This window comes from Nocardia yamanashiensis, assembly GCF_021183565.1.
In the GTDB taxonomy this organism is placed as follows: domain Bacteria; phylum Actinomycetota; class Actinomycetes; order Mycobacteriales; family Mycobacteriaceae; genus Nocardia; species Nocardia yamanashiensis.
Map to the genome: position 1 here is coordinate 1,000,654 of NZ_CP089226.1, position 18,378 is coordinate 1,019,031.

Below are 18,378 nucleotides of genomic sequence, written 5' to 3' on the forward strand. Positions count from 1 at the left end.
TACGTGCCCGCCGCCGGTTTCGTTGCGGTACAGAAGTTCTCATCCGCGTCCGAACGCCCCGTCGCGGAGGGGAAAATCACACTGACCACCACGAACGGCGGGAGCGGCGGCGGGACCTAGTCGTCGTCCGCGCCGCCGCGCCGCACGTCCAGCCGGGTGACGCCGGCGGGCGGCAGGCCCGAGGCGTAGGCGAGGACTTCGGCGAAGGCTTCGACGTGCGGGCGCATCTCGGTGTCGCCGACCGTCCAGGACGCGCGCAGTTCCAGCTGGTGCGCGCGCGGCGGCCCGGCGATATCGCCGTAGCGCACCGAACTGGTGGAGGTCACGGTCCCGCCGAGCGCGGTGTAGCCGGTGCGTGATTCGAGCGCGTCCACCAGCCAGCTCCATGCCACTTCGGGCAGCAGCGGGTCGGCGGCGAGCGCGGAATCGATGTCGGCCTGGATGTAGGCGACCAACCGGAACACCCCGTGCCAGGCCTCTTGCCCGTTCGGGTCGTGTAGCAGGATGAGCCGCCCGAACGCGTCCCCGTCGGAGTCGACGGGCACCACATTGGTGTCGGGTCGCGTGACTTCCGCACCTAACGCGTAGGAGTAAGGAGCCAGGCGCTGGGGCGGGCGGATCGGAGCGAGCTCGATCCGAGGGTGAACGGTTGCGGTTCCCATCGCATCGACCGCGGCGCGAAACCTTGGGGGTTCTTCGGGTTCCGGGGTCGGTGCGGCGCCGTCGCGGAAGTCGAGCGGTGCCACGGAAGGCAACGGTAGACCGCCGGGGGCCGGAGTCGTGCGAGGCGCGCCGTCATGCCCCTTTACGATGGCTCGTGATGAGCACTCACAGCCGCCGCCAGTTGACCGACGCACCCTTCCTCGTCGCCGCGAAGGGTGGCGTTCCGCATCGGCGTCCGGTGTGGTTTATGAGACAGGCCGGTCGGTCCCTTCCGGAGTATCGGGAACTGCGCGCGGGAATCGGCATGCTGCAGTCCTGTTTCGATCCGGAGCTGGTCTGCGAGATCACCATGCAGCCGATCCGCCGCCACGATATGGACGCGGCAATCCTGTTCTCCGACATCGTGGTTCCGCTCAAGGCGGCGGGCATCGACCTCGATATCGTGGCGGGCGTCGGCCCCGTGGTGGCGAACCCGGTGCGCGACACCGCCGATGTGCGCGCGCTGCCGCGGCTGCGCGCCGAGGAAGTGGGTGCGGTCACCGCGGGCATCAAACTGCTGCTCGACGAACTCGATCAGGTTCCGCTCATCGGTTTCGCCGGTGCGCCTTTCACCCTCGCGTCCTATCTGGTCGAGGGCGGGCCGTCGAAGAATCACGAACGCACCAAGGCGATGATGCTCGCCGATCCCGCCACCTGGCACGAGCTGCTCGGGGTGCTCACCGATATCACCATCGAATTCCTGCGCGCCCAGATCGACGCGGGCGTGGACGCGGTGCAGCTCTTCGATTCCTGGGCCGGTGCGCTCTCCCTCGCCCAGTACCGCGAATACGTGATGCCGCACTCCGAACGCGTCTTCACCGAACTGGCCGGCGCGGGCATTCCGCGCATCCACTTCGGCGTCGGCACCGGAGAACTGCTGGGCGCCATGGGCGAAGCCGGCGCGGACGTGGTCGGCGTCGACTGGCGCATCCCGCTCACCGACGCCATCCGCCGCGTCGGCCCCGGAAAAGCCTTGCAGGGCAACCTCGATCCCGCCGTCCTCTTCGCGGGCCCCACCGCCATCGAAGCCGAGGTCCGCCGCATCGCCCACGAAGCCGACGAGGCCATCACCCTCGGCGCGAAGGGCCACATCTTCAACCTCGGCCACGGCGTCCTCCCCGCCACCGACCCCACCGTGATCACCGACACCGTCGCCCTGATCCACAGCCTCCCCGCCCCGCTGTAACCAGCGCCGCTCATCCACCGCACCGGCCCGCGTCCACCAGACGCGGGCCGCTGTCGTTCGTGGGGCGTGCAGCATCGGATCAGGTCGAGATGCGCTCCGCCAGCAGGTCTTGTTTCTGCGGACTCGGCGGGGCAGTCACGTCTGCTGCCGGGGTTCGGCAACTCGCGGCGGTGGCGGGGGATCGGCGCATACCGGGCGCAGGTCACAGTGTGGGGCGGGAGTAGGTTGGCGGGTGTAGCGGCTCGACGGTGAGGTGCGGGCTGTGACGTTGTGGCCCGGTGTTCGGGAGCGGGTCGCGGCGATCACGGAGTGACGAGGAGTGCTCGATGCGGATCGCGGTGGTCGGTGGCGGAATCAGTGGACTGGTTGCCGCGTATCGATTGCGTCAGGCGCTGGGATCAGCCGCGGATCTGGTCCTGATCGAACGGCGCGCCCGTATCGGCGGCATCCTGCGTACCGGTGAGCTGGCCGGTGATCCGGTGGATCTGGGTGCGGAGGCGTTCGTCGGCCGCCGGCCCGAAATCCCCTCGCTCATGCGCGAACTCGGCATCGAAGACCAGTTGGTGTACCCCACCGGACGGCGGCCGCTGATCTGGTCGGGCGGTACCTCCCATCCGCTGCCCGCCGACACGCTCATGGGCATCCCCGCCGGCCCGGAAGCGGTGACCGGGCTCGTCGACGCCGACACCCTGACCCGCGTCGCCACGGAACCCCAACGCCCCCTGCACTGGTCGCCCGGCGACGACATCTCGGTCGCGGCCCTGGTCGGGGATCGCTTCGGCGAACAGGTCGTGCACCGCAGCGTCGACCCGCTGCTCGGCGGAGTCTATGCGGGCCTTGCCAATACGATCGGCATCCGCGCCGCGCTCCCCACCCTCGCCGCCGCCCTCGACGGCGGCGCCCCCAGCCTCACCGCGGCCATCGCCACCGCCGTGCCCGCCCCCTCCACGACACCCGTCTTCGGCGGCATCCGCGACGGCTACGGCGTCCTCCTGGAAGCCCTCCGCGCCGCCGCCGACGTCAAGATCGAAACCGAAACCACCGCAACCGAACTCCGCCGCACCCCCACCGGCTGGGAAATCGATCCCGTCGGCACGGTAGACGCCGTGATCCTGGCCACCCCGGCCCCGGTCACCGCCGCCCTGCTCGCCGGGATCGCCCCCGCCGCAAGCGAACTGCTCGCCGGAATCGAACTCGCCTCCTCGGCGGTAGTCGCGATGGCCCTCCCCGCCGACACCGACCTCCCCGAGAACTCAGGCATCCTGGTCGCCACCGGGGAACCCCTGCGCGCCAAGGCATTCACCCTCTCCAGCCGCAAATGGCCCCACCTGGCGTCCCGAGACGTGGCCCTGGTCCGCGCCTCCTTCGGCCGCTACGGCGCGGCCACCCCCTTGACCTGGTCCGACGAGGAACTCATCGCCGCAGCCCGCGAGGACCTCGCCACTGTCACCGGCGCGACAGTCCACCCCACCCAGGCGATCGTCCAACGCTGGCCCGGCGGCCTCCCCCAATACGCCCCCGGCCACACCACCCGAATCGCCGATCTCCGTTCGGCCACGGCCGATCTCCCGGCCCTCGCCCTGGCAGGCTCCTACCTCGACGGCGTCGGCGTCCCCGCCTGTGCCGCCACCGGCACCGCCGCCGCAGCACGCATCCTCGAGGACCTCGGCCACCGCTGACCCGATCCCGATCGACCACGCCTCACCCGACCGCCGGCGTGAGGAATTGCTGCGCCCGGTCCGCCCGCCCGGCGCGAACATGATCGACAACGGATAGGATCGCCACGGCGATACCTGCGACGATGCCGACGATGAAGGACCACCCCGCGACCGAGTCGAAAATGCTTGCCGCGGAAGCGGAGACGTTCCCGTCCCCCGTCATCAACGCGGCCAAGGGGACCAGGTGGTCGTCGGACTGATCGGTGAAGTCGGTCATGGTGAGCGCGAAGGACAGCGCCGCGAGATCGGCTGCAACGAGGGCGACGAGCGTGTGCGGGCGCAACGACGGCGCGAACACGGTGGCCATGATGGCGGCCAGCAGCAGCGGTGCGAGCGAGACCGCGGCGACCAGCCCGAAGCTCAGGATGATGATGACCAACCACCACCCCGGCGCGAGCATCCGCACCGCGATGGCGAGCAGAACGACCACGATCTGACTGATGACGAGCAATGACCGATTCATGAGGGGGACCTTCCGCGTCGGGGGACTGGCAACGCGTTCGATCCTGCTGAACAAGGGCGACCCGCCGGATGAGCCCGGCTACTCGACCCCCTGAGTAGATCTGCCTAAACCGGCCCCGCTCCAGCACCCGCCTCGAGCGGCCCCGGCGCGCGCCTGAAGTGGCGGATGGGTCAGCGGGGGAGTAGGTCCGTGGTGTCGGTGTTGCCGCCGCACAGGACGATCGCCACTCGCTCGCCCGGACGGGGCACATAGGCCCCGAAGCGGAGGGCGGCCAGGGCGGTGGCGGCGGCGTGTTCCACGGGGAGGTGGCGGTTCGTCCAGAGCAGTTTGCGGGCGGCGATGATCTGCTCGTCGGTGACCAGGACCGAGCGGACGTCGGCGAGTGCGGCGGCGGTCAGGGCCATTTCGGAGGTGCGGGTGGCGCCGAGGGAGTCGGCGGCGATGGAGTCGATGGGGACGTCGACGGGGTGGCCTTCGGCGAGGGCGGCGTTGAAGGCGCGGCAGTTCTCCGGTTCGGCGGCGACCACGCGGATGCCGTGGTGGGCGGCGGCTACGGCCATCCCGGTGAAGAGTCCGCCGCCGCCGACCGCGACGACCACGGTGTCCAGACCGGGTAGCTGGGCGACGATTTCGTCCAGCAGCGTGCCCGCGCCGGCGGCGATGTACGGATCGTCGTAGGCGTGCGAGCGCAGGGCTCCGGTGGCGGCGGCATAGCGCTCGCAGTCGGCGGCCGCGTCGGCATAGGCCGCGCCGCCGGACATGACGTGCGCGCCCAGGGATTTCAGGCGCTCGACCTTCACCGCCGGTGCGGCGGTGGGAAGGAAGACGGTGGCGGCGGCATCAACGAGCCCGGCGGCCCACGCGCAGGCCACGCCCGCGTTCCCGCCGGAGGCGATGGTCACCCCCACTGTGGGCAGGTCACCGGATTCCTGATGCGCCAGCATGAAATTGGCGGCCCCGCGGGCTTTGAAGCTCCCCGTGTACTGCAGATGCTCGAGCGCGAACCACACCTGCCCGCCGCCGGGTGCGGGCACGGTGCCCGGGTCGGCAGGCGTGAGCACCACCGGACGGGTGTGCCCCGCGATTCGGTCGGCGGCCGCTTTCACGTCTGCGTAAGTCGGATGCACTGCACTTCCTTCGCTTCGATGCGGATTCGGACGATACGGACAGCCCGGGCGACACTCCGGGCCCGCGGTATCGGATAGTTACACTGTAACTTACGCTGGTGACATGCCCAGGAAGTCGAAGTCGCTCGACGAGGCGACACCGGAGGCCATCGCGCACGCCGGACTGGCCATCATCAGCGAAAAGGGCGGCGCCGAACTGAGTTTCCGCGCCATCGCGAACTATCTGGACGTGTCGCACACCACGGTGGTGCGCCGGGGTGGCGGAGATTTCGCGGGCCTGCTCGACCTGCTCGCCGATCACCTCGCCGACCACCTGCCCGAGATCCCCGCCGGCTCCGGGACCTGGGCGGAGGTGACCGAAAACCGTTTTACCGCCTGGTACGAACTGCTCGGCACCCGCCCGGGTCTGGTGCTGCTGCGCGGCTCCCGCTCCTGGTTCGGCCCGCGCCTGCTGTCCCGCCTCACCGAACCTCAACTGGCCGACAATATGGCCGCCGGCCTCAGCGTCCAGGACGCCCTGCTGGCCTACCGCGAAATGTACCTCTACACCCTGGGTTGCGCCGCGCTCATCGAACACCGCGACCGCAAATCGGTACTGCTGCGCGCCCGTTCGTCCCTGGCCGCCCTGGACCCCGACGAATTCCCGGTGCTGGGCACCCATCTCGACGAGGTGGCCCGCCTGACCGTCAGCGACGACATCTTCCGCGACGGCCTGCGCCGCCTCATCGCCTCCTGGTCCGCCCGCCCCTGACCCCGTGTTGCCGGTCCGTGACCGCCCGCTGTGAACACGCCCGCGCGGCCGCGCGATATCGCTTCTGAACGCTTGGCGCCGCCGGTGCCGGGGAAGGGGAGCGATGATCGCGCGGCTGGCCGAGGCCGTTCCGAAGGTGTGGTCGGTGGCCGCGTCCGTCTTCCCGCTGCTGTACGTCATCGAATGGCTGCTGCTGCTCTACGGTCTGCTGCTGCTGGAACGCCTGGCCGCACCGGCGCCGGCCGGGGTGCGCCGCCGGACCCGCGGCCCCCGGGTGGCACGATGGGTGCCATGGCGCGACTCGACTACAAGGCCCTCAACGACACCATCCGCTACCTCATGTTCTCGGTGTTCCAGGTGGAGCCCGGTGTGCTCGGCGACGACCGTGCGGCCGCCGTCAAGGAGGCCCGCGAGTTCTTCGACTCTCTGGAAGAGCGCGGCGTGATCGTGCGCGGTATCTACGATGTGGCCGGCATGCGCGCCGACGCCGATTTCATGATCTGGTGGCACGCGGAGAAGATCGAGGAGATCCAGGCCGCCTACGCCGATTTCCGCCGCACCACCGAACTGGGCCAGGCCTCGAACCCGGTGTGGTCCAATGCCGCTCTGCATCGCCCGGCCGAATTCAACAAGTCCCACATCCCCGCGTTCCTGGCGGGCGAGGAGCCGGGCAACTACATCTGCGTGTACCCGTTCGTGCGCTCCTACGAGTGGTACCTGCTGCCGGACGAGGAGCGCCGCAAGATGCTCGCCGATCACGGCAAGGCGGCTCGCGGCTACCCGGATGTGCGCGCCAATACGGTCGCGTCCTTCGCGCTCGGCGATTACGAGTGGTTGCTCGCCTTCGAGGCCCCGGAACTGCATCGCATCGTGGATCTCATGCGTGATCTGCGCGCCACCGAGGCGAGGTTGCATGTGCGCGAGGAGATTCCGTTCTTCACCGGTCCGCGCGTGGAGATCGAGCAGCTGATCGCGTCGCTGCCCTGAGTTTGCTCCCCGCATGCCCGGACAATTCGGGGCATGCGGGGAATCGCGTTCGCTCCGTAAGATTCCTGCGACCTACTTCGCTGCCTCGTCCGAGGGGTGCAGGCGCAGCGAGATGGAGTTGATGCAGTAGCGCTTGTCCGTGGGCGTGGGATATCCCTCGCCCTCGAACACGTGCCCGAGATGGCTGTGGCAGTTGGCGCACAGCACTTCCACCCGTCGCATGCCGAGCGAATCATCGGCCTTCAGGATCACCGCGTCCGAATCGGCCGGATCGAAGAACGACGGCCACCCGCAGTGCGAATGGAATTTCTCGCTGCTGCGGAACAATTCGGCCCCGCAGGCCCGGCAGGCGTACACGCCCTCGGTCTCGGTATCGGTGTATTCACCCGTGAACGCCCGCTCGGTGCCCGCCTCCCGCAGCACCGCGTACTCCTCGGGGCTCAGCTTGGCGCGCCACTCCTGCGGCGTGAGCTGGATTCGCGGTCGCGAAGTATCGGCATCGGAAGCACTCATGCCCCTACGCTAATACTTCGCCGCGATCAGTGTCCGGTGCCCTGCGCGACCGGTTCGGCATGGCGCGCACGGCCATTGCTCGTGACCGGCGCTTCCCGCTGCTCCGGATGCATCCACGCCGGATCCAGGGATTTGCCCGCCTGCAACCGGCCTTCGCGCTTGGCGGTCAGGTAGCGCTCGCCCAGCACACAGAAGATGACGATGAGCAGCAGTCCCCAGCCGAAGGTGACGCGCAGGTATTCCAGGGTCCGGCCCGGCGACTGCCAGCGATCCGAGAGCCACTTGTCGTAGGACATGAACCCGAACACCGCCACCCACGCCGGCCAGTTGCGCAGTGTCGAATTCTTCAGCACCACGGTCATGAGCAGCGGGAACAGGAACATCGAGTAGTACATCTGGCCGAGCGAGCCGAGCAGCAGCACACCGGCGATCAGCACGCCGGAGGTGGTGCAGACGAAGAACACCTCGTCCTCGAGGTAGTACCGGTACAGGATCCACAGGATGGCCAGCACCATCACGCCCATGGCGATGCGGATGGTCCAGGTCAGCCAGTCCGCGACGCCGTAGTACCCGGCATTGCCGACGATGGCGCTGTTGAAGTAGTCCCGCGACTCCATGATGTAAGGCCAGGTGTGCGACCAGAACTGCTTGTAGTCCACGATCAGCGGCCAGGCCGCCAGGTTCAATGCGACCGGAATGCCCAGGGCGGTGATGAACACCTTCCACTGCCCGCGCACCAGCGGAATGAACAGCAGCGGCGCCAGCAACGGCCCCTTGACCGCGATGGTCAATCCCAATGCCACCCCGGCCCATAGGTCCTTGCGCTTCAGCAGCAGGTGGAAGTACGCCACCATGGCGAGCAGCAGACAGCCGTTGATATTGGTGAAAACCAGGGTGTTGGTGACGGTTTCGGACATGAACATGGCCAGCAGCAGCGCGGGCGCGGCCACCGAGTTCAGCGTGAAGTTGAACAGCCGCAGCAGCAGATACCCGGCCAGGATGATGGCGGCGGCGTTCACCAGGATGAACAGCCACCGCGACTTCTCCGGGTCGACGATGGCCAGCGGCGCGATCAGCAGCGTCCCGCTGGGCGGGTACAGGTAGTGCGGATCGGTCGAGTTGAAGTTCGCCCCGTAGATCGCGCGATGGTTGAGGAAGTTCAACGACGCGTCGTAGACGGGGCGGAAGTCATTGGTGATGTACCCGTTGACAGCCTTGATGAACACCCGGTTGATCACGGTCAGGATCGCGAACGGCCATAAGGCGAAGTTCAGGACCTCGGCGGTGGTGCGAGCGGTGCGGGGCTCGAGCTGGCGAAGGAACACTCGGGCACGGTACACCGGAAACCGCGCTCGAGGTTGCGCGGACCCGCCGAAAACGTGCCCCGCGGCACAGGGTTGCCCCTGCCGGGGCCGTGGGGTCAGGCCGGGCAGGCCGTTCCGTCGGCGGGGAGCTTCGCTTCCTTCAGGTAGTCGACCATGTTCTGTTGCACGCACCCGGAGTGCGAGAAGCTCGGGTGGCCCCAGCCCTGCCAGACGACGGTGGAGGTGCGGGCCCCGGCGGTGCCGAGCGCGCCGCTCACCGAGGGGCGGCCGTCCTGGCCGGTGACCGGATCGGCATTGCCGCCGAGGATCAGCACCGGCTTGTCGAATTTTTCGGGCAGGGGCATGACGGCGGCGGCCGGCCACGCCGAGCAGGCCATCAGTCCGATGGCGGTGACGCGGCCGAAGACCGGGTACTGCCCGCCCCAGGTGCCGGAGAGTTCCTTGGCGCGCGCGGAGGACGCGGGCTGCGAATTGTCGCTGCACCGGTTCACGTACTCACCGTCGCTGGCGATGGCCGAATTGGCTTTCAGCACATAGGGCTGCAACGGCCCCCGATCCCCGCGCCCCAGCGCGGCCAGCGCATCGGCGAATTCGGTGACGGTGTTGTTCTGCACGGCAAGCGGATTGCCGAGAAACCCGCTCAGCGTGGTCACCAGCACCGCGGCCGACAGATCGCCGAATTCGCCGTTTCCGGCCCGCTTCACCAGTTCGGCCACCGCGCCGCGCGGATCGGCGCCCAGCGCGCATTTCAGGGCGGTGCAACGCTGCGCGTACGCGGTGAGCGCCGCCTCCGCGCCCTTCACCTTCAGTTCGGCGCGCCCGACCGCGTCCAGCCCGACCGCCTGCGGCGAATCCAGCAGCAGCCGCGCCAGATGATCCCCGTACTTGCGCGCGTAGCTCAGCGCCACGTTCGCGCCGCTGCCGGTGCCCAGCAGTGCGATGTGATCGACCTGCCACTGCTTGCGCAGCTGCTCGATATCGTCGGCGGCGTGCGCGGCGTCGAAGGTCTGCTGCGCGGGCGAGAGGAAGTCCAGGCAGGCGATGGTGGCGTCCTGGCTGGCCTCGCCCACCGCGTCCACGGGATCGGTTGCGCCGCGCGTGAATTGCCCCTGATCGTTGATGATCCGGCGAATCTCGTTGGTCATGCAGTTGACCGCCTGCGAACTGCCGATGCCGCGCCGGTCCACCGCCACGATGGGCCGCGAGGTCAGCAGCGCCGCCGTCGGTCCGGCCGCCAGCCCGGCCAGCGTGGCCGTCGAGGACCGGTCGTTGCCGGAGGTCAGCACCAGCGGCGCGGCGTCCTTGGGCGTCTTGTCGTAGCGGGCGCGCATGGCCGCGGTCCGGAAGTTCCCCGCCACGGTCCCGGCGATATCGACCTGCGTGGTGTACTCCGCGCATTCCAGGATCAGCCCCGCGGGCGGCGCGCCGAGGGCGAGCAGGTTGAACGTCGGCGTCGCGCAGTCGTGCCAGTTCAGTTCGGTCTTGGGCACTTCGGGCGCGGGCTGGTCCGGTTTCGACGGCGCGTTCGTCTCCACGGCCCCGGCCTGATGCGGCCGTTCCACCGCGACGGCGGGACGGTCCGAGGGTCCGGCACCACAGCCGGTGGTCACCAGGATCGAAAGTGTCGACGCCAGCAGAGCGGCCCGAGTCCAGCGCATGCGCTACAGCCTGCCAGGTCCGGCGAGCGGTTTCAGCTCTGGGTGTGGGCGCGTTCCCATCGGGTGAGCACGGTGCCGTCACTGTCGACGAGCAGATGACGGCAGTTCATGGGGGTGGCCGTGGCGTTGGGGGACACCGCGATTCGCCGTTCGGTGCCGCCGACCAGCAGCGGGGAGGTGGTGAGGCAGAGTTCGTCGACGGCGTGCGCGGTGAGCAGTTCACCGAAGAGCGCGGGGCCGCCTTCGCACAGCACGCGCGGCAGTCCGCGCGCTGCGAGCGCGTCGCGGATGGCGGTGACGGTGCACGAGCTCTCGCCCGCCTCCACGATTTCGCCCCCGGCGTCGGTCAGCAGGCGTTTGCGTTCGGCGGGCGCGTCGGCGGTGGTGATGACGATCGGCCGGGCCCCGGTATCGGTGAACAACCGACTGGTCGGATCGAGGGCGGCGCTCGCCGTCACCACCGCGATGCGCGGCGCCGCGCCATCGGGATCGCCGCCGAAACCGTGGTGGTACAGCCGGGTTCGCAAGCGCTGGTCGGTATGCGCCGCCCCGTAGTTCTCCGCCCGCGCGGTCCCCGCCCCGACCAGCACCACATCGGCCAGATCGCGCAGCAGCCGGAACACCGTCTTGTCCGCTGGCGTCCCCAGCCCGCCCGAGCGCCCGTCGATGCTCACCGCCCCGTCGATGCTGGTCACGAAGTTGACCCGGATCCACGGCGCGGTCAGCGTGGCGGGGTAGGCGTACAGCCGGACCAGGTCGTCATGGGTGAGATCTGTGAGCTGGGTCGCAATTGGCATACGCTGCATGAGAAGCCACTACACCACGTCTCTAGGCTATTTGCGTGCAACAACGCCTCGTCGATCGCCACCCGGAGGTTCCGGCTGACCAGCTGGTGGCCCAGATGGTTCCCCCGCCCACCTTCGACGAGGTGAGCTTCGCTTCGTATATCCCGGATCCCAAGGAGCCCACCCAGGCTGCCACGGTGAAGAAGGCCGAGGAGTTCGCCGGCCAGGTCGCCAAACTGCGCAAGGCCGCGGACAAGAAGGGCCTCTTCGGCAAGAAGAAGCCGGTCTCCGGCATCGGCCTGTACCTGGACGGCGGCTTCGGCGTGGGCAAGACCCACCTGCTGGCCTCGATCTTCCATTCCGTGCCCGGTCCCAAGACCTTCGGCACCTTCGGCGAGGTCACCAATCTGGTGGGCGCGCTGGGCTTCAACAATTCGGTGGAGCGGCTGTCCTCGAACAGCGTGCTGTGCATCGACGAGTTCGAGCTCGACGATCCGGGCGACACCATGCTGGTCTCGCGCCTGCTCACCGAGCTGACCGCGCGCGGGGTGTCCATCGTGGCCACCTCCAACACGCTGCCGGGCCAGCTGGGCGAGGGCCGTTTCGCCGCCCAGGACTTCCTGCGCGAGATCAAGAAGCTGGGTTCGCTGTTCGAGACCATCCGCGTCGACGGCCCGGACTACCGCCACCGCGATCTGCCGCCCGCCCCGGAGCCGACCTCGCCCGCGCTGCTGGTCGAAAAGGCCGCCGCCACACCGGATTCCACGCTCGACGATTTCGACGAGCTGCTGAAGCATCTGAGCACCCTGCACCCGTCCCGCTACGGCGCTTTGATCAACGGCGTGTCCGCGGTCTACATCTCGGGCCTGCACACCGTGCCGGATCAGGTCGCCGCGCTGCGCGTGGTGGTGCTGGCCGACCGGCTCTACGACGCCGGCACCCCGGTCACCGTGTCGGGCGCGAAGCTGGATCAGATCTTCACCCAGGAAATGTTGGACGGCGGCTACAAGAAGAAGTACCTGCGCGCCATCTCCCGTCTGCTGGCCCTGTCCCGTTTCGAGGTCCCGGCGGCCACCGCATCCTGAAGCACGCCTCGTCGATTCCGCCGCGCACCCTCGTGTGCGGCGGAACGACGCAGGGGGGAACCGAGTTTCGCGTCCCGTGATCGTCGCGGGCCGCCTGCCCGGCACACCCCGCCGGGCGTCTGTTGAAGGGAGTTCGCGTGATTCGACCCCGCATGCTCGGGGCCTCGGTGGTCATGGCCGCCGCCCTGTCTTTCGGTGCGTCCCCCGCCCTGGCGTTCGCCGCCGAGCCGCCCGCCGCGACCAGTGCCGTCGTGGTGAACACCGATGGCCGTTCGCTGGCCCTGCAGGGCGTGGTGAACGCCCGTGACGCCGGTGGCTACCGCACCGCCGACGGTCACACCGTGCGCACCGGACTGGTTTACCGCACCGGCGAATTGAGCAAGGCCACCGATGCCGATCTGGCCGCGCTGACCGGCAAGAACGTGCGTTCGGTGCACGACCTGCGCACCTCCTACGAGCAGCAGCTGATGGGCAAGGACAAGATCCCGGCCGGGGCGACCGCCTTCCACGACGATGTGATCGGCCAGGCTCCGCCGCAGGTGATGGCCTCCACCCTGTCCGCGGGCACCGACCTCTACCGCGCCTTCATCACCGCGCCCGGCGCGAACGAGGCGTTCGCGTCCGTGCTGCGCGATATCGCCCACAACGACGGCGCGGTCCTGTTCCACTGCACCGCCGGCAAGGATCGCACCGGCTGGACCTCGGCGGTGTTGCTGAGCATTCTCGGAGTCGACAAGGACACCGTCTACTACGACTTCATGCTCTCCAACTACTACCGCGACGCCAAGGACGGCGATGCCATGAACGGCGTCATCTCCGCGGCCCTGGACTCGGCTTTCGATCAGGCCGCCCAGAGCTACGGCAGCTTCGACAACTACGTCCGCGACGGCTTGAAGCTGACCGCCGACGATATTTCGGCGCTGAAGGCGAAACTGCTCGCCTGACAACCCGATTCGCGTTCCCGCCGAGCGCCGGACAGCCCCGCTGCCCGGCGCTCGGCACATTTCCGACGCCCGTGACACACCAGCCTGGTCTTCCGTACCGGTGAACTGTCCAAGGCCACCGACGCCGACCTGGCCTGGCTCACCGCCCACAATCTGAAATTCGACGACGACCTGCGGACCGGCTATGAAGTCGCGATGGCCCCCGACCGGGTGCCCGCGGGCGCGGTACCGAACCTCGACGACGTGATCGGCCAGGCCCCGCCCCAGGTCATGCTGTCCACCTTCAGCGCCGGCGCGGACCTGTACCGTGCCTTCATCACCACTCCGGGCGCGAACGAGGGCTTCGCCTCGATCCTGCACAACATCATCGACACCACCGACGGCACCGTCCTCTACCACTGCACGGCGGGCAAGGACCGTACCGGCTGGATGTCCGCGGTCCTGCTCACCATCCTCGGCGTGGACCGCGACACCGTGATGTACGACTACCTGCTGTCGAACTACTACCGCGATGCCGCGCCGGGCGATGCCCTCAACGGCGTCGTCCCCTCAGCTCTGGACGCCGCGTTCGACCAGGTGAACCAGACCTACGGCAGCTTCGACGACTACGTCCACGACGGCCTGAAACTCACCGACGCGGACATCGCCGCCCTGAAGGCGAAAATGCTGTCCTGACAGCCTATTTCGCGCCCTGTTCGGCATCCCAGCGGTCGAGCAGGGCGGGCAGTTCCTTGCCCATCCAGACGAAGAACTCGTGCATATCGCGCACCCGCGCCGCGTCCTCGCCGTTCGGGTCCTCGAACAGCGCCAGCCCGCGCGAGGTCATCTGGGTGAGGGTGTCGTACATGCCGCTCTGGCGTTTGGTGAGTTCGGGCAGGATGCCGGGACGCACCGAGTAGTAGTCGCGGCGATCGCCCGGGCGGGTGGTCTTGTCCACCCAGTGCATGGTGGTGAGCGTCTTGAGCGCGCTGGAGATCGAACCCTTGGAGGCCTGCAGCGCCTCGGCGATCTGGTTGAACGTCTGCTGCGGCGGATCGCAGACCAGCAGCCAGCCGACGGTGCGGCCGACCATGCGGACCAGGCCCATGCGTTCCAGTACGAGCGCGAAATCCTCCACGAAGGCCAGTTGGGCGTCGGTGGGCGTGGGCTGTTCGGGGGTTGCGCTGGTCATGGCTGCAGTATTCCTTCCTCGGATACGGGAAATCGGGGTGGGTTCGGCGAACCCACCCCGAGGGGACGGTCAGACCGCGAGATCGCGGCGGTCGAAGACGGTGAGCGCCACCGCGATCGCGGCGGCGGCCAGCGCCAGTAGGACGGCGAGGTTGCCGGCGTTCCAGCCGTTCACCAGCGGCGCGTCGCCGACGGCGTAGTGGAACGGCGACAGCCGCTGCAGCCAGGTGGCCCCGTCGACGAACGCGCCCAGGCTGTTGGCGAGGTAGCCGCCGGCCACCAGCAGCGCGGCCAGGCCGAGGGTCATGGCCCGCTTGCCGGTGACCGCGCCGACCATGAGTGTGAGTGCGCCGACGGCCAATCCGAGCAGTCCGAGTCCGGCGACGGCGGCGAGGATATTGCCCGCCGGGACGTCCAGTGCGCCGGCCTCGGCTCCGGCGAGCACGCCGAGCCCGAGCACGGCGGTGACGATCACGATCTGCACGGCCAGCGCGGCGAACCGCTGCCGCAGCAGCGAACCGCGGCTGATCGGTTGCGCCAGTAGCAGATCCAGGGTGCCGCTGTCCTCCTGCGCGGCGGTGCGCGCGCCCATGGTGACCGCGAAGATCACGACGAGCAGCAGGCCCATCAGCGAGAAGATGGTGGAGTTGAGATACCCGGTGGCGCTGGCGAAATCGCTCATGCCCATCGCGGTGTACATATCGTTCTGCTTGATGTTCAGCGAGCCCTGGTCCTTGAGCGACTGGTAGGACGGCAGGTACATCATCGGCACGATGGCCAGGCCGGCCGACCAGCCGATGAGCGCGCGCCGCTGTTCCTTCAGAGTCTGGGTGAAAACCGAGCGGGTCATGACGGATTCCTTTGTGCGGAAAAGACTTCGATGCTGGCGGGGGAGGGGTTCAGCGGCGTTCGTACAGGTCGAAGAACAGCTCTTCGAGATCGGGTTCGGTGGACAGCACGCTCACCAGCTGGTATTTGGCGGCCGTCTTGAACAGTGCGTCCACTTCGCCTTCGGTGGTGCAGCGCAGGGTGTTTCCGTCCACCACGACATCTTTGACGTTGCCGAGCCGGGCGAAGTCGTCGGCGAAAACCGTTTCCCCGAACACGATTTCGACCGAGCGCGGGGCGCGGCTGCGCAGATCCTCGACGTTCTCGGTGCCCAGCAGCCGCCCGGCGCGCATGATGACGGCGCGGTCCGCGGTCTGCTGCACTTCGCTGAGGATGTGCGAGGACATGAACACCGTCTGGCCGTTGCCCTTGGCTTCCTCGACCAGCGTCAGAAACCGTTGCTGCAGCAGCGGATCCAGCCCGGAGGTGGGTTCGTCCAGGATGAGCAGGTCGGGCCGGTGCATGAAGGCGGCGACGATGCCGACCTTCTGCTTGTTGCCCTTGCTCATCGCCCCGACCTTCTTGCCCAGGTCCAGATCCAGCTGCCCGGCCAGTTCCTCGATCCGTCCCGTGGGCACGTTCCCGTGCTGATCGGCGAGGAAGCTCAGCAGGTCTCGCGCGGTATTGCGGCCCTCGAGGGTGAGCTCGCCGGGCAGGTAGCCGATGCGCCGCCGCAGTTCCGCCCCGCCGGTCCGCGGTTCGATGCCGAAGATCTCCACGCGCCCGGCGGTCGGCCGGATCAGGTCCAGCAGGATGCGGATGGTGGTGGATTTCCCCGCGCCGTTGGGGCCGAGGAAGCCGAACACCTCGCCCGGCGCGACCTCCAGGTTCAGGTCGGTGAGCGCGACGTTCTTGCCGTAATGCTTGGTCAGACCTGCGACGCGGATTGCGGGGGCGGTCATCTCTAACTCCTTCGCTGCCACCCACATTATGTTCTGTAGGTGCGATGTGTTCAGTATTGACTGAACAAGCAGAACTTGTCAACCGTGGGGATGTGACCTGAATCGCGGTTGACGGGCGCAATCCGCCGGGATACCTTCGTAAACCTCATGGGAACTTTGTTGATGTAATCCGGTCGCCGCGTTGAGCTTTGCTCCGCGTCGATCCGTCATCCCACGCAACCGCCTGCGGGCGTGTGTCTTTCGCGTGGACTCCCCATCCATCCGGCATCCGCCGCGCTCGTTCGTGTTCCGGCATGCCGAGAACAGGAGGCTCCCTTGCTTACCCTCCCACGCCCCACCGTCTCCCAGCTCACCCTCGCCGAGGTCACCCGGCGTTTCGATGACCGCCTCGTGCTGGACGCGGTCTCCCTGTCCATCCGGCCGGGGGAGAAGGCCGGCATCGTCGGCGACAACGGTTCCGGCAAATCCACTCTGCTGCGGCTCATGGCGGGCCGCGACCTGCCCGACAACGGTGAGCTGATCGTGCAGTTCCCGGGCGGCATCGGCTACCTGACGCAAACCCTGGAACTGCCGCTCGCCGCGACCGTGGCGGACGCGATCGACTTGGCGCTGAAGGACATTCGCGAAATGGAACTGCAGCTCCGCGCGGCCGAACAGGCGCTGGTCGCCCCCGGTCCGCTCACCGATCGCCTGGCCCGCTACGACCGCCTGCTCGAACGCTTCGAGGCACGCGGCGGATATCAGGCCGAAGCGCGGGTGGAAGCCGCGCTGCACGGCCTGGGCCTGCCGGGCCTGGACCGCACCCGCGCACTGGGCACCCTCTCCGGCGGCGAGCGCCGCCGCCTGGCCCTCGCGGGCGTCCTGGCCTCCGCCCCGGAACTGCTGCTGCTCGACGAACCCACCAACGACCTCGACGACACCGCGGTCGAATGGCTGGAGCGCCAACTACGTTCGCACCGCGGCACCGTCGTCGCCGTCACCCACGACCGGGTGTTCCTGGACCGCATCACCTCGATCGTCCTGGAAGTCGAAGCGGGCCGCGTCGCCCGCCACGGCAACGGCTACACCGGCTACCTCACCGCCAAGGCCGCCGAACGCCGCAGGCAGCAAATGGAATTCGACCGCTGGAATGCCGAACTGTCCCGCAGCAAACGCCTGGCCGAGTCGAATGTGGCCCGCCTGGAAGCGATCCCGCGCAAACTCCCCCTCGCCGTCTTCGCCGCAGGCCCCTTCCGTGCCCGCGGCCGCGACCACGGCGCGATGGGCCGCATCCGCAACGCCAAGGAGCGCCTGGCGCGACTGACCGCCGAACCGGTAGCCCCGCCGCCGGACCGGCTGCGGTTCAGCGGCTCCATCCCTGCGGAGCGGGCAGATGCGCCGACCGACACGGAGAACGGCGTGGGCGCGTCGAAACCCGCGACGGTGACCGGGCTGCGGTCCGGCCCAGCCACCGGCGCGTCGTCAATCGAACGCTCCGTGGTGCCGACCGACCGCTCGGCGGTGGCGGTCGATCGTGCGGCGGGAGCCGACTCGGATCCGGTCGTTGTGCCGGATGTGATTGCGGAATTGTCCGCTGTCACAGTCGATTTCCGTCTCCACGTGGCCGGGCTGCGGGTGGGCTACGGTGATCGATTGCTGGTCACGGGCCCCAACGGCGCGGGCAAGACCACCCTGCTGCGATTGCTGTCGGGCGATCTCGCCCCGGATGCGGGCACGGTCACGGTGCGCGGGCGGGTCGGTCACCTACGGCAGGAGGGTTCGCCGTGGCCCGCCGCCATGACCGTGCTCGAGGCGTTCGCCGCCGGCAAGGTCGGCTACCCGGACGAACACGCCGAACCCCTGCTCGCCCTGGGCCTGTTCCGCCCGTCCGAACTGGAGTTGCGCATCGGCGAACTCTCCTACGGCCAACGCCGCCGCATCGAATTGGCCAGACTGGTAACCGATCCCGCCGACCTGCTCCTCCTCGACGAGCCGACCAACCACCTCTCCCCAGCCCTGGTCGAAGACCTCGAACAAGCCCTGGAAAGCTATCCAGGCGCGGTGGTCCTGGTCACCCACGACCGCCGCATGCGCGCACGCTTCGAGGGCCGTCGCCTCGAATTGCGCGCCGGCCGAATCGATCCCGCCGAACCACTGTCTCGTTCGGCCTGATCCCAGCCTTCCCCGCCCCCGTT

General features: G+C 68.6%; 18 protein-coding genes. 8 read left to right on the forward strand and 10 right to left on the reverse strand.

Going from position 1 to position 18,378, the window contains the following annotated elements:
• Window positions 1-116: 116 nt before the first annotated feature.
• Window positions 117-662 (reverse strand): DUF3000 domain-containing protein, encoded by a 546-nt coding sequence (locus LTV02_RS04660; RefSeq protein ID WP_067707540.1) that lies wholly within the window; start codon window positions 660-662, stop codon window positions 117-119.
• A gap of 158 nt (window positions 663-820) precedes the next feature.
• Here LTV02_RS04660 and hemE point away from each other — a divergent pair, with 158 nt between their 5' ends.
• Window positions 821-1,888, forward strand: a complete 1,068-nt coding sequence (gene hemE, locus LTV02_RS04665; protein ID WP_233038683.1) for a uroporphyrinogen decarboxylase — start codon at window positions 821-823, stop codon at window positions 1,886-1,888.
• A gap of 326 nt (window positions 1,889-2,214) precedes the next feature.
• Entirely contained in the window at window positions 2,215-3,567 is a 1,353-nt protein-coding gene (locus LTV02_RS04670; RefSeq protein WP_233038684.1) for a protoporphyrinogen oxidase, read from the forward strand.
• A gap of 22 nt (window positions 3,568-3,589) precedes the next feature.
• On the opposite strand, the gene LTV02_RS04675 is transcribed toward LTV02_RS04670, so the two are convergent.
• Window positions 3,590-4,069: a hypothetical protein gene (locus LTV02_RS04675; RefSeq protein ID WP_233038685.1), complete on the reverse strand. Its 480-nt coding sequence runs from the start codon at window positions 4,067-4,069 to the stop codon at window positions 3,590-3,592.
• Window positions 4,070-4,239: 170 nt separating this feature from the next.
• Window positions 4,240-5,196, reverse strand: a complete 957-nt coding sequence (locus LTV02_RS04680) for a serine/threonine dehydratase (protein WP_233038686.1) — start codon at window positions 5,194-5,196, stop codon at window positions 4,240-4,242.
• Window positions 5,197-5,299: 103 nt separating this feature from the next.
• On the opposite strand from LTV02_RS04680, the gene LTV02_RS04685 reads away from it, so the two are divergent.
• Both LTV02_RS04685 and hemQ read left to right on the forward strand, forming a co-directional pair.
• Window positions 5,300-5,947 (forward strand): hypothetical protein, encoded by a 648-nt coding sequence (locus LTV02_RS04685; RefSeq protein WP_233038687.1) that lies wholly within the window; start codon window positions 5,300-5,302, stop codon window positions 5,945-5,947.
• A gap of 291 nt (window positions 5,948-6,238) precedes the next feature.
• Entirely contained in the window at window positions 6,239-6,934 is a 696-nt protein-coding gene (hemQ, locus tag LTV02_RS04690) for a hydrogen peroxide-dependent heme synthase (RefSeq protein ID WP_067707567.1), read from the forward strand.
• Window positions 6,935-7,006: 72 nt separating this feature from the next.
• Here the strand turns inward: hemQ and msrB are convergent, their stop codons facing one another.
• The 4 genes from msrB to LTV02_RS04710 all read right to left on the reverse strand — a co-directional run bounded on the left by msrB (window position 7,007) and on the right by LTV02_RS04710 (window position 11,236).
• The gene (msrB, locus tag LTV02_RS04695; RefSeq protein WP_233038688.1) at window positions 7,007-7,447 is read right to left on the reverse strand and encodes a peptide-methionine (R)-S-oxide reductase MsrB; all 441 of its coding nucleotides are present in this window, start codon (window positions 7,445-7,447) and stop codon (window positions 7,007-7,009) included.
• A 26-nt stretch (window positions 7,448-7,473) separates the two neighbouring features.
• Window positions 7,474-8,772, reverse strand: coding sequence for a glycosyltransferase family 87 protein (locus tag LTV02_RS04700; RefSeq protein WP_084534573.1), 1,299 nt, complete (start codon window positions 8,770-8,772; stop codon window positions 7,474-7,476).
• A 95-nt stretch (window positions 8,773-8,867) separates the two neighbouring features.
• Window positions 8,868-10,430 (reverse strand): alpha/beta hydrolase, encoded by a 1,563-nt coding sequence (locus LTV02_RS04705; RefSeq protein WP_233038689.1) that lies wholly within the window; start codon window positions 10,428-10,430, stop codon window positions 8,868-8,870.
• A gap of 32 nt (window positions 10,431-10,462) precedes the next feature.
• A complete protein-coding gene (locus LTV02_RS04710) occupies window positions 10,463-11,236 on the reverse strand; it encodes a pyrimidine reductase family protein (RefSeq protein WP_233038690.1) in 774 nt (257 codons plus the stop codon).
• A gap of 35 nt (window positions 11,237-11,271) precedes the next feature.
• Here LTV02_RS04710 and zapE point away from each other — a divergent pair, with 35 nt between their 5' ends.
• The 3 genes from zapE (at window position 11,272) to LTV02_RS04725 (ending at window position 13,919) form a co-directional block, all read left to right on the forward strand.
• Window positions 11,272-12,300: a cell division protein ZapE gene (zapE, locus tag LTV02_RS04715; RefSeq protein ID WP_233038691.1), complete on the forward strand. Its 1,029-nt coding sequence runs from the start codon at window positions 11,272-11,274 to the stop codon at window positions 12,298-12,300.
• Between the two features lie 137 nt (window positions 12,301-12,437).
• Window positions 12,438-13,244 (forward strand): tyrosine-protein phosphatase, encoded by an 807-nt coding sequence (locus tag LTV02_RS04720; RefSeq protein ID WP_233038692.1) that lies wholly within the window; start codon window positions 12,438-12,440, stop codon window positions 13,242-13,244.
• A gap of 129 nt (window positions 13,245-13,373) precedes the next feature.
• Window positions 13,374-13,919: a tyrosine-protein phosphatase gene (locus LTV02_RS04725; RefSeq protein ID WP_233041480.1), complete on the forward strand. Its 546-nt coding sequence runs from the start codon at window positions 13,374-13,376 to the stop codon at window positions 13,917-13,919.
• 4 nt (window positions 13,920-13,923) lie between these two features.
• Here LTV02_RS04725 and LTV02_RS04730 read toward each other — a convergent pair whose 3' ends face one another.
• From LTV02_RS04730 to LTV02_RS04740, 3 genes are all read right to left on the reverse strand, one after another.
• Window positions 13,924-14,415, reverse strand: a complete 492-nt coding sequence (locus LTV02_RS04730) for a GbsR/MarR family transcriptional regulator (RefSeq protein ID WP_067707585.1) — start codon at window positions 14,413-14,415, stop codon at window positions 13,924-13,926.
• Window positions 14,416-14,484: 69 nt separating this feature from the next.
• Window positions 14,485-15,264 carry an ABC transporter permease subunit gene (locus tag LTV02_RS04735; protein WP_233038693.1) on the reverse strand — a complete coding sequence of 260 codons (780 nt, stop codon included), beginning with the start codon at window positions 15,262-15,264 and terminating at the stop codon, window positions 14,485-14,487.
• Window positions 15,265-15,313: 49 nt separating this feature from the next.
• Window positions 15,314-16,204 carry an ABC transporter ATP-binding protein gene (locus tag LTV02_RS04740; protein ID WP_233038694.1) on the reverse strand — a complete coding sequence of 297 codons (891 nt, stop codon included), beginning with the start codon at window positions 16,202-16,204 and terminating at the stop codon, window positions 15,314-15,316.
• 315 nt (window positions 16,205-16,519) lie between these two features.
• On the opposite strand from LTV02_RS04740, the gene LTV02_RS04745 reads away from it, so the two are divergent.
• Window positions 16,520-18,355 (forward strand): ABC-F family ATP-binding cassette domain-containing protein, encoded by a 1,836-nt coding sequence (locus LTV02_RS04745; RefSeq protein ID WP_233038695.1) that lies wholly within the window; start codon window positions 16,520-16,522, stop codon window positions 18,353-18,355.
• Window positions 18,356-18,378 lie beyond the last annotated feature (23 nt).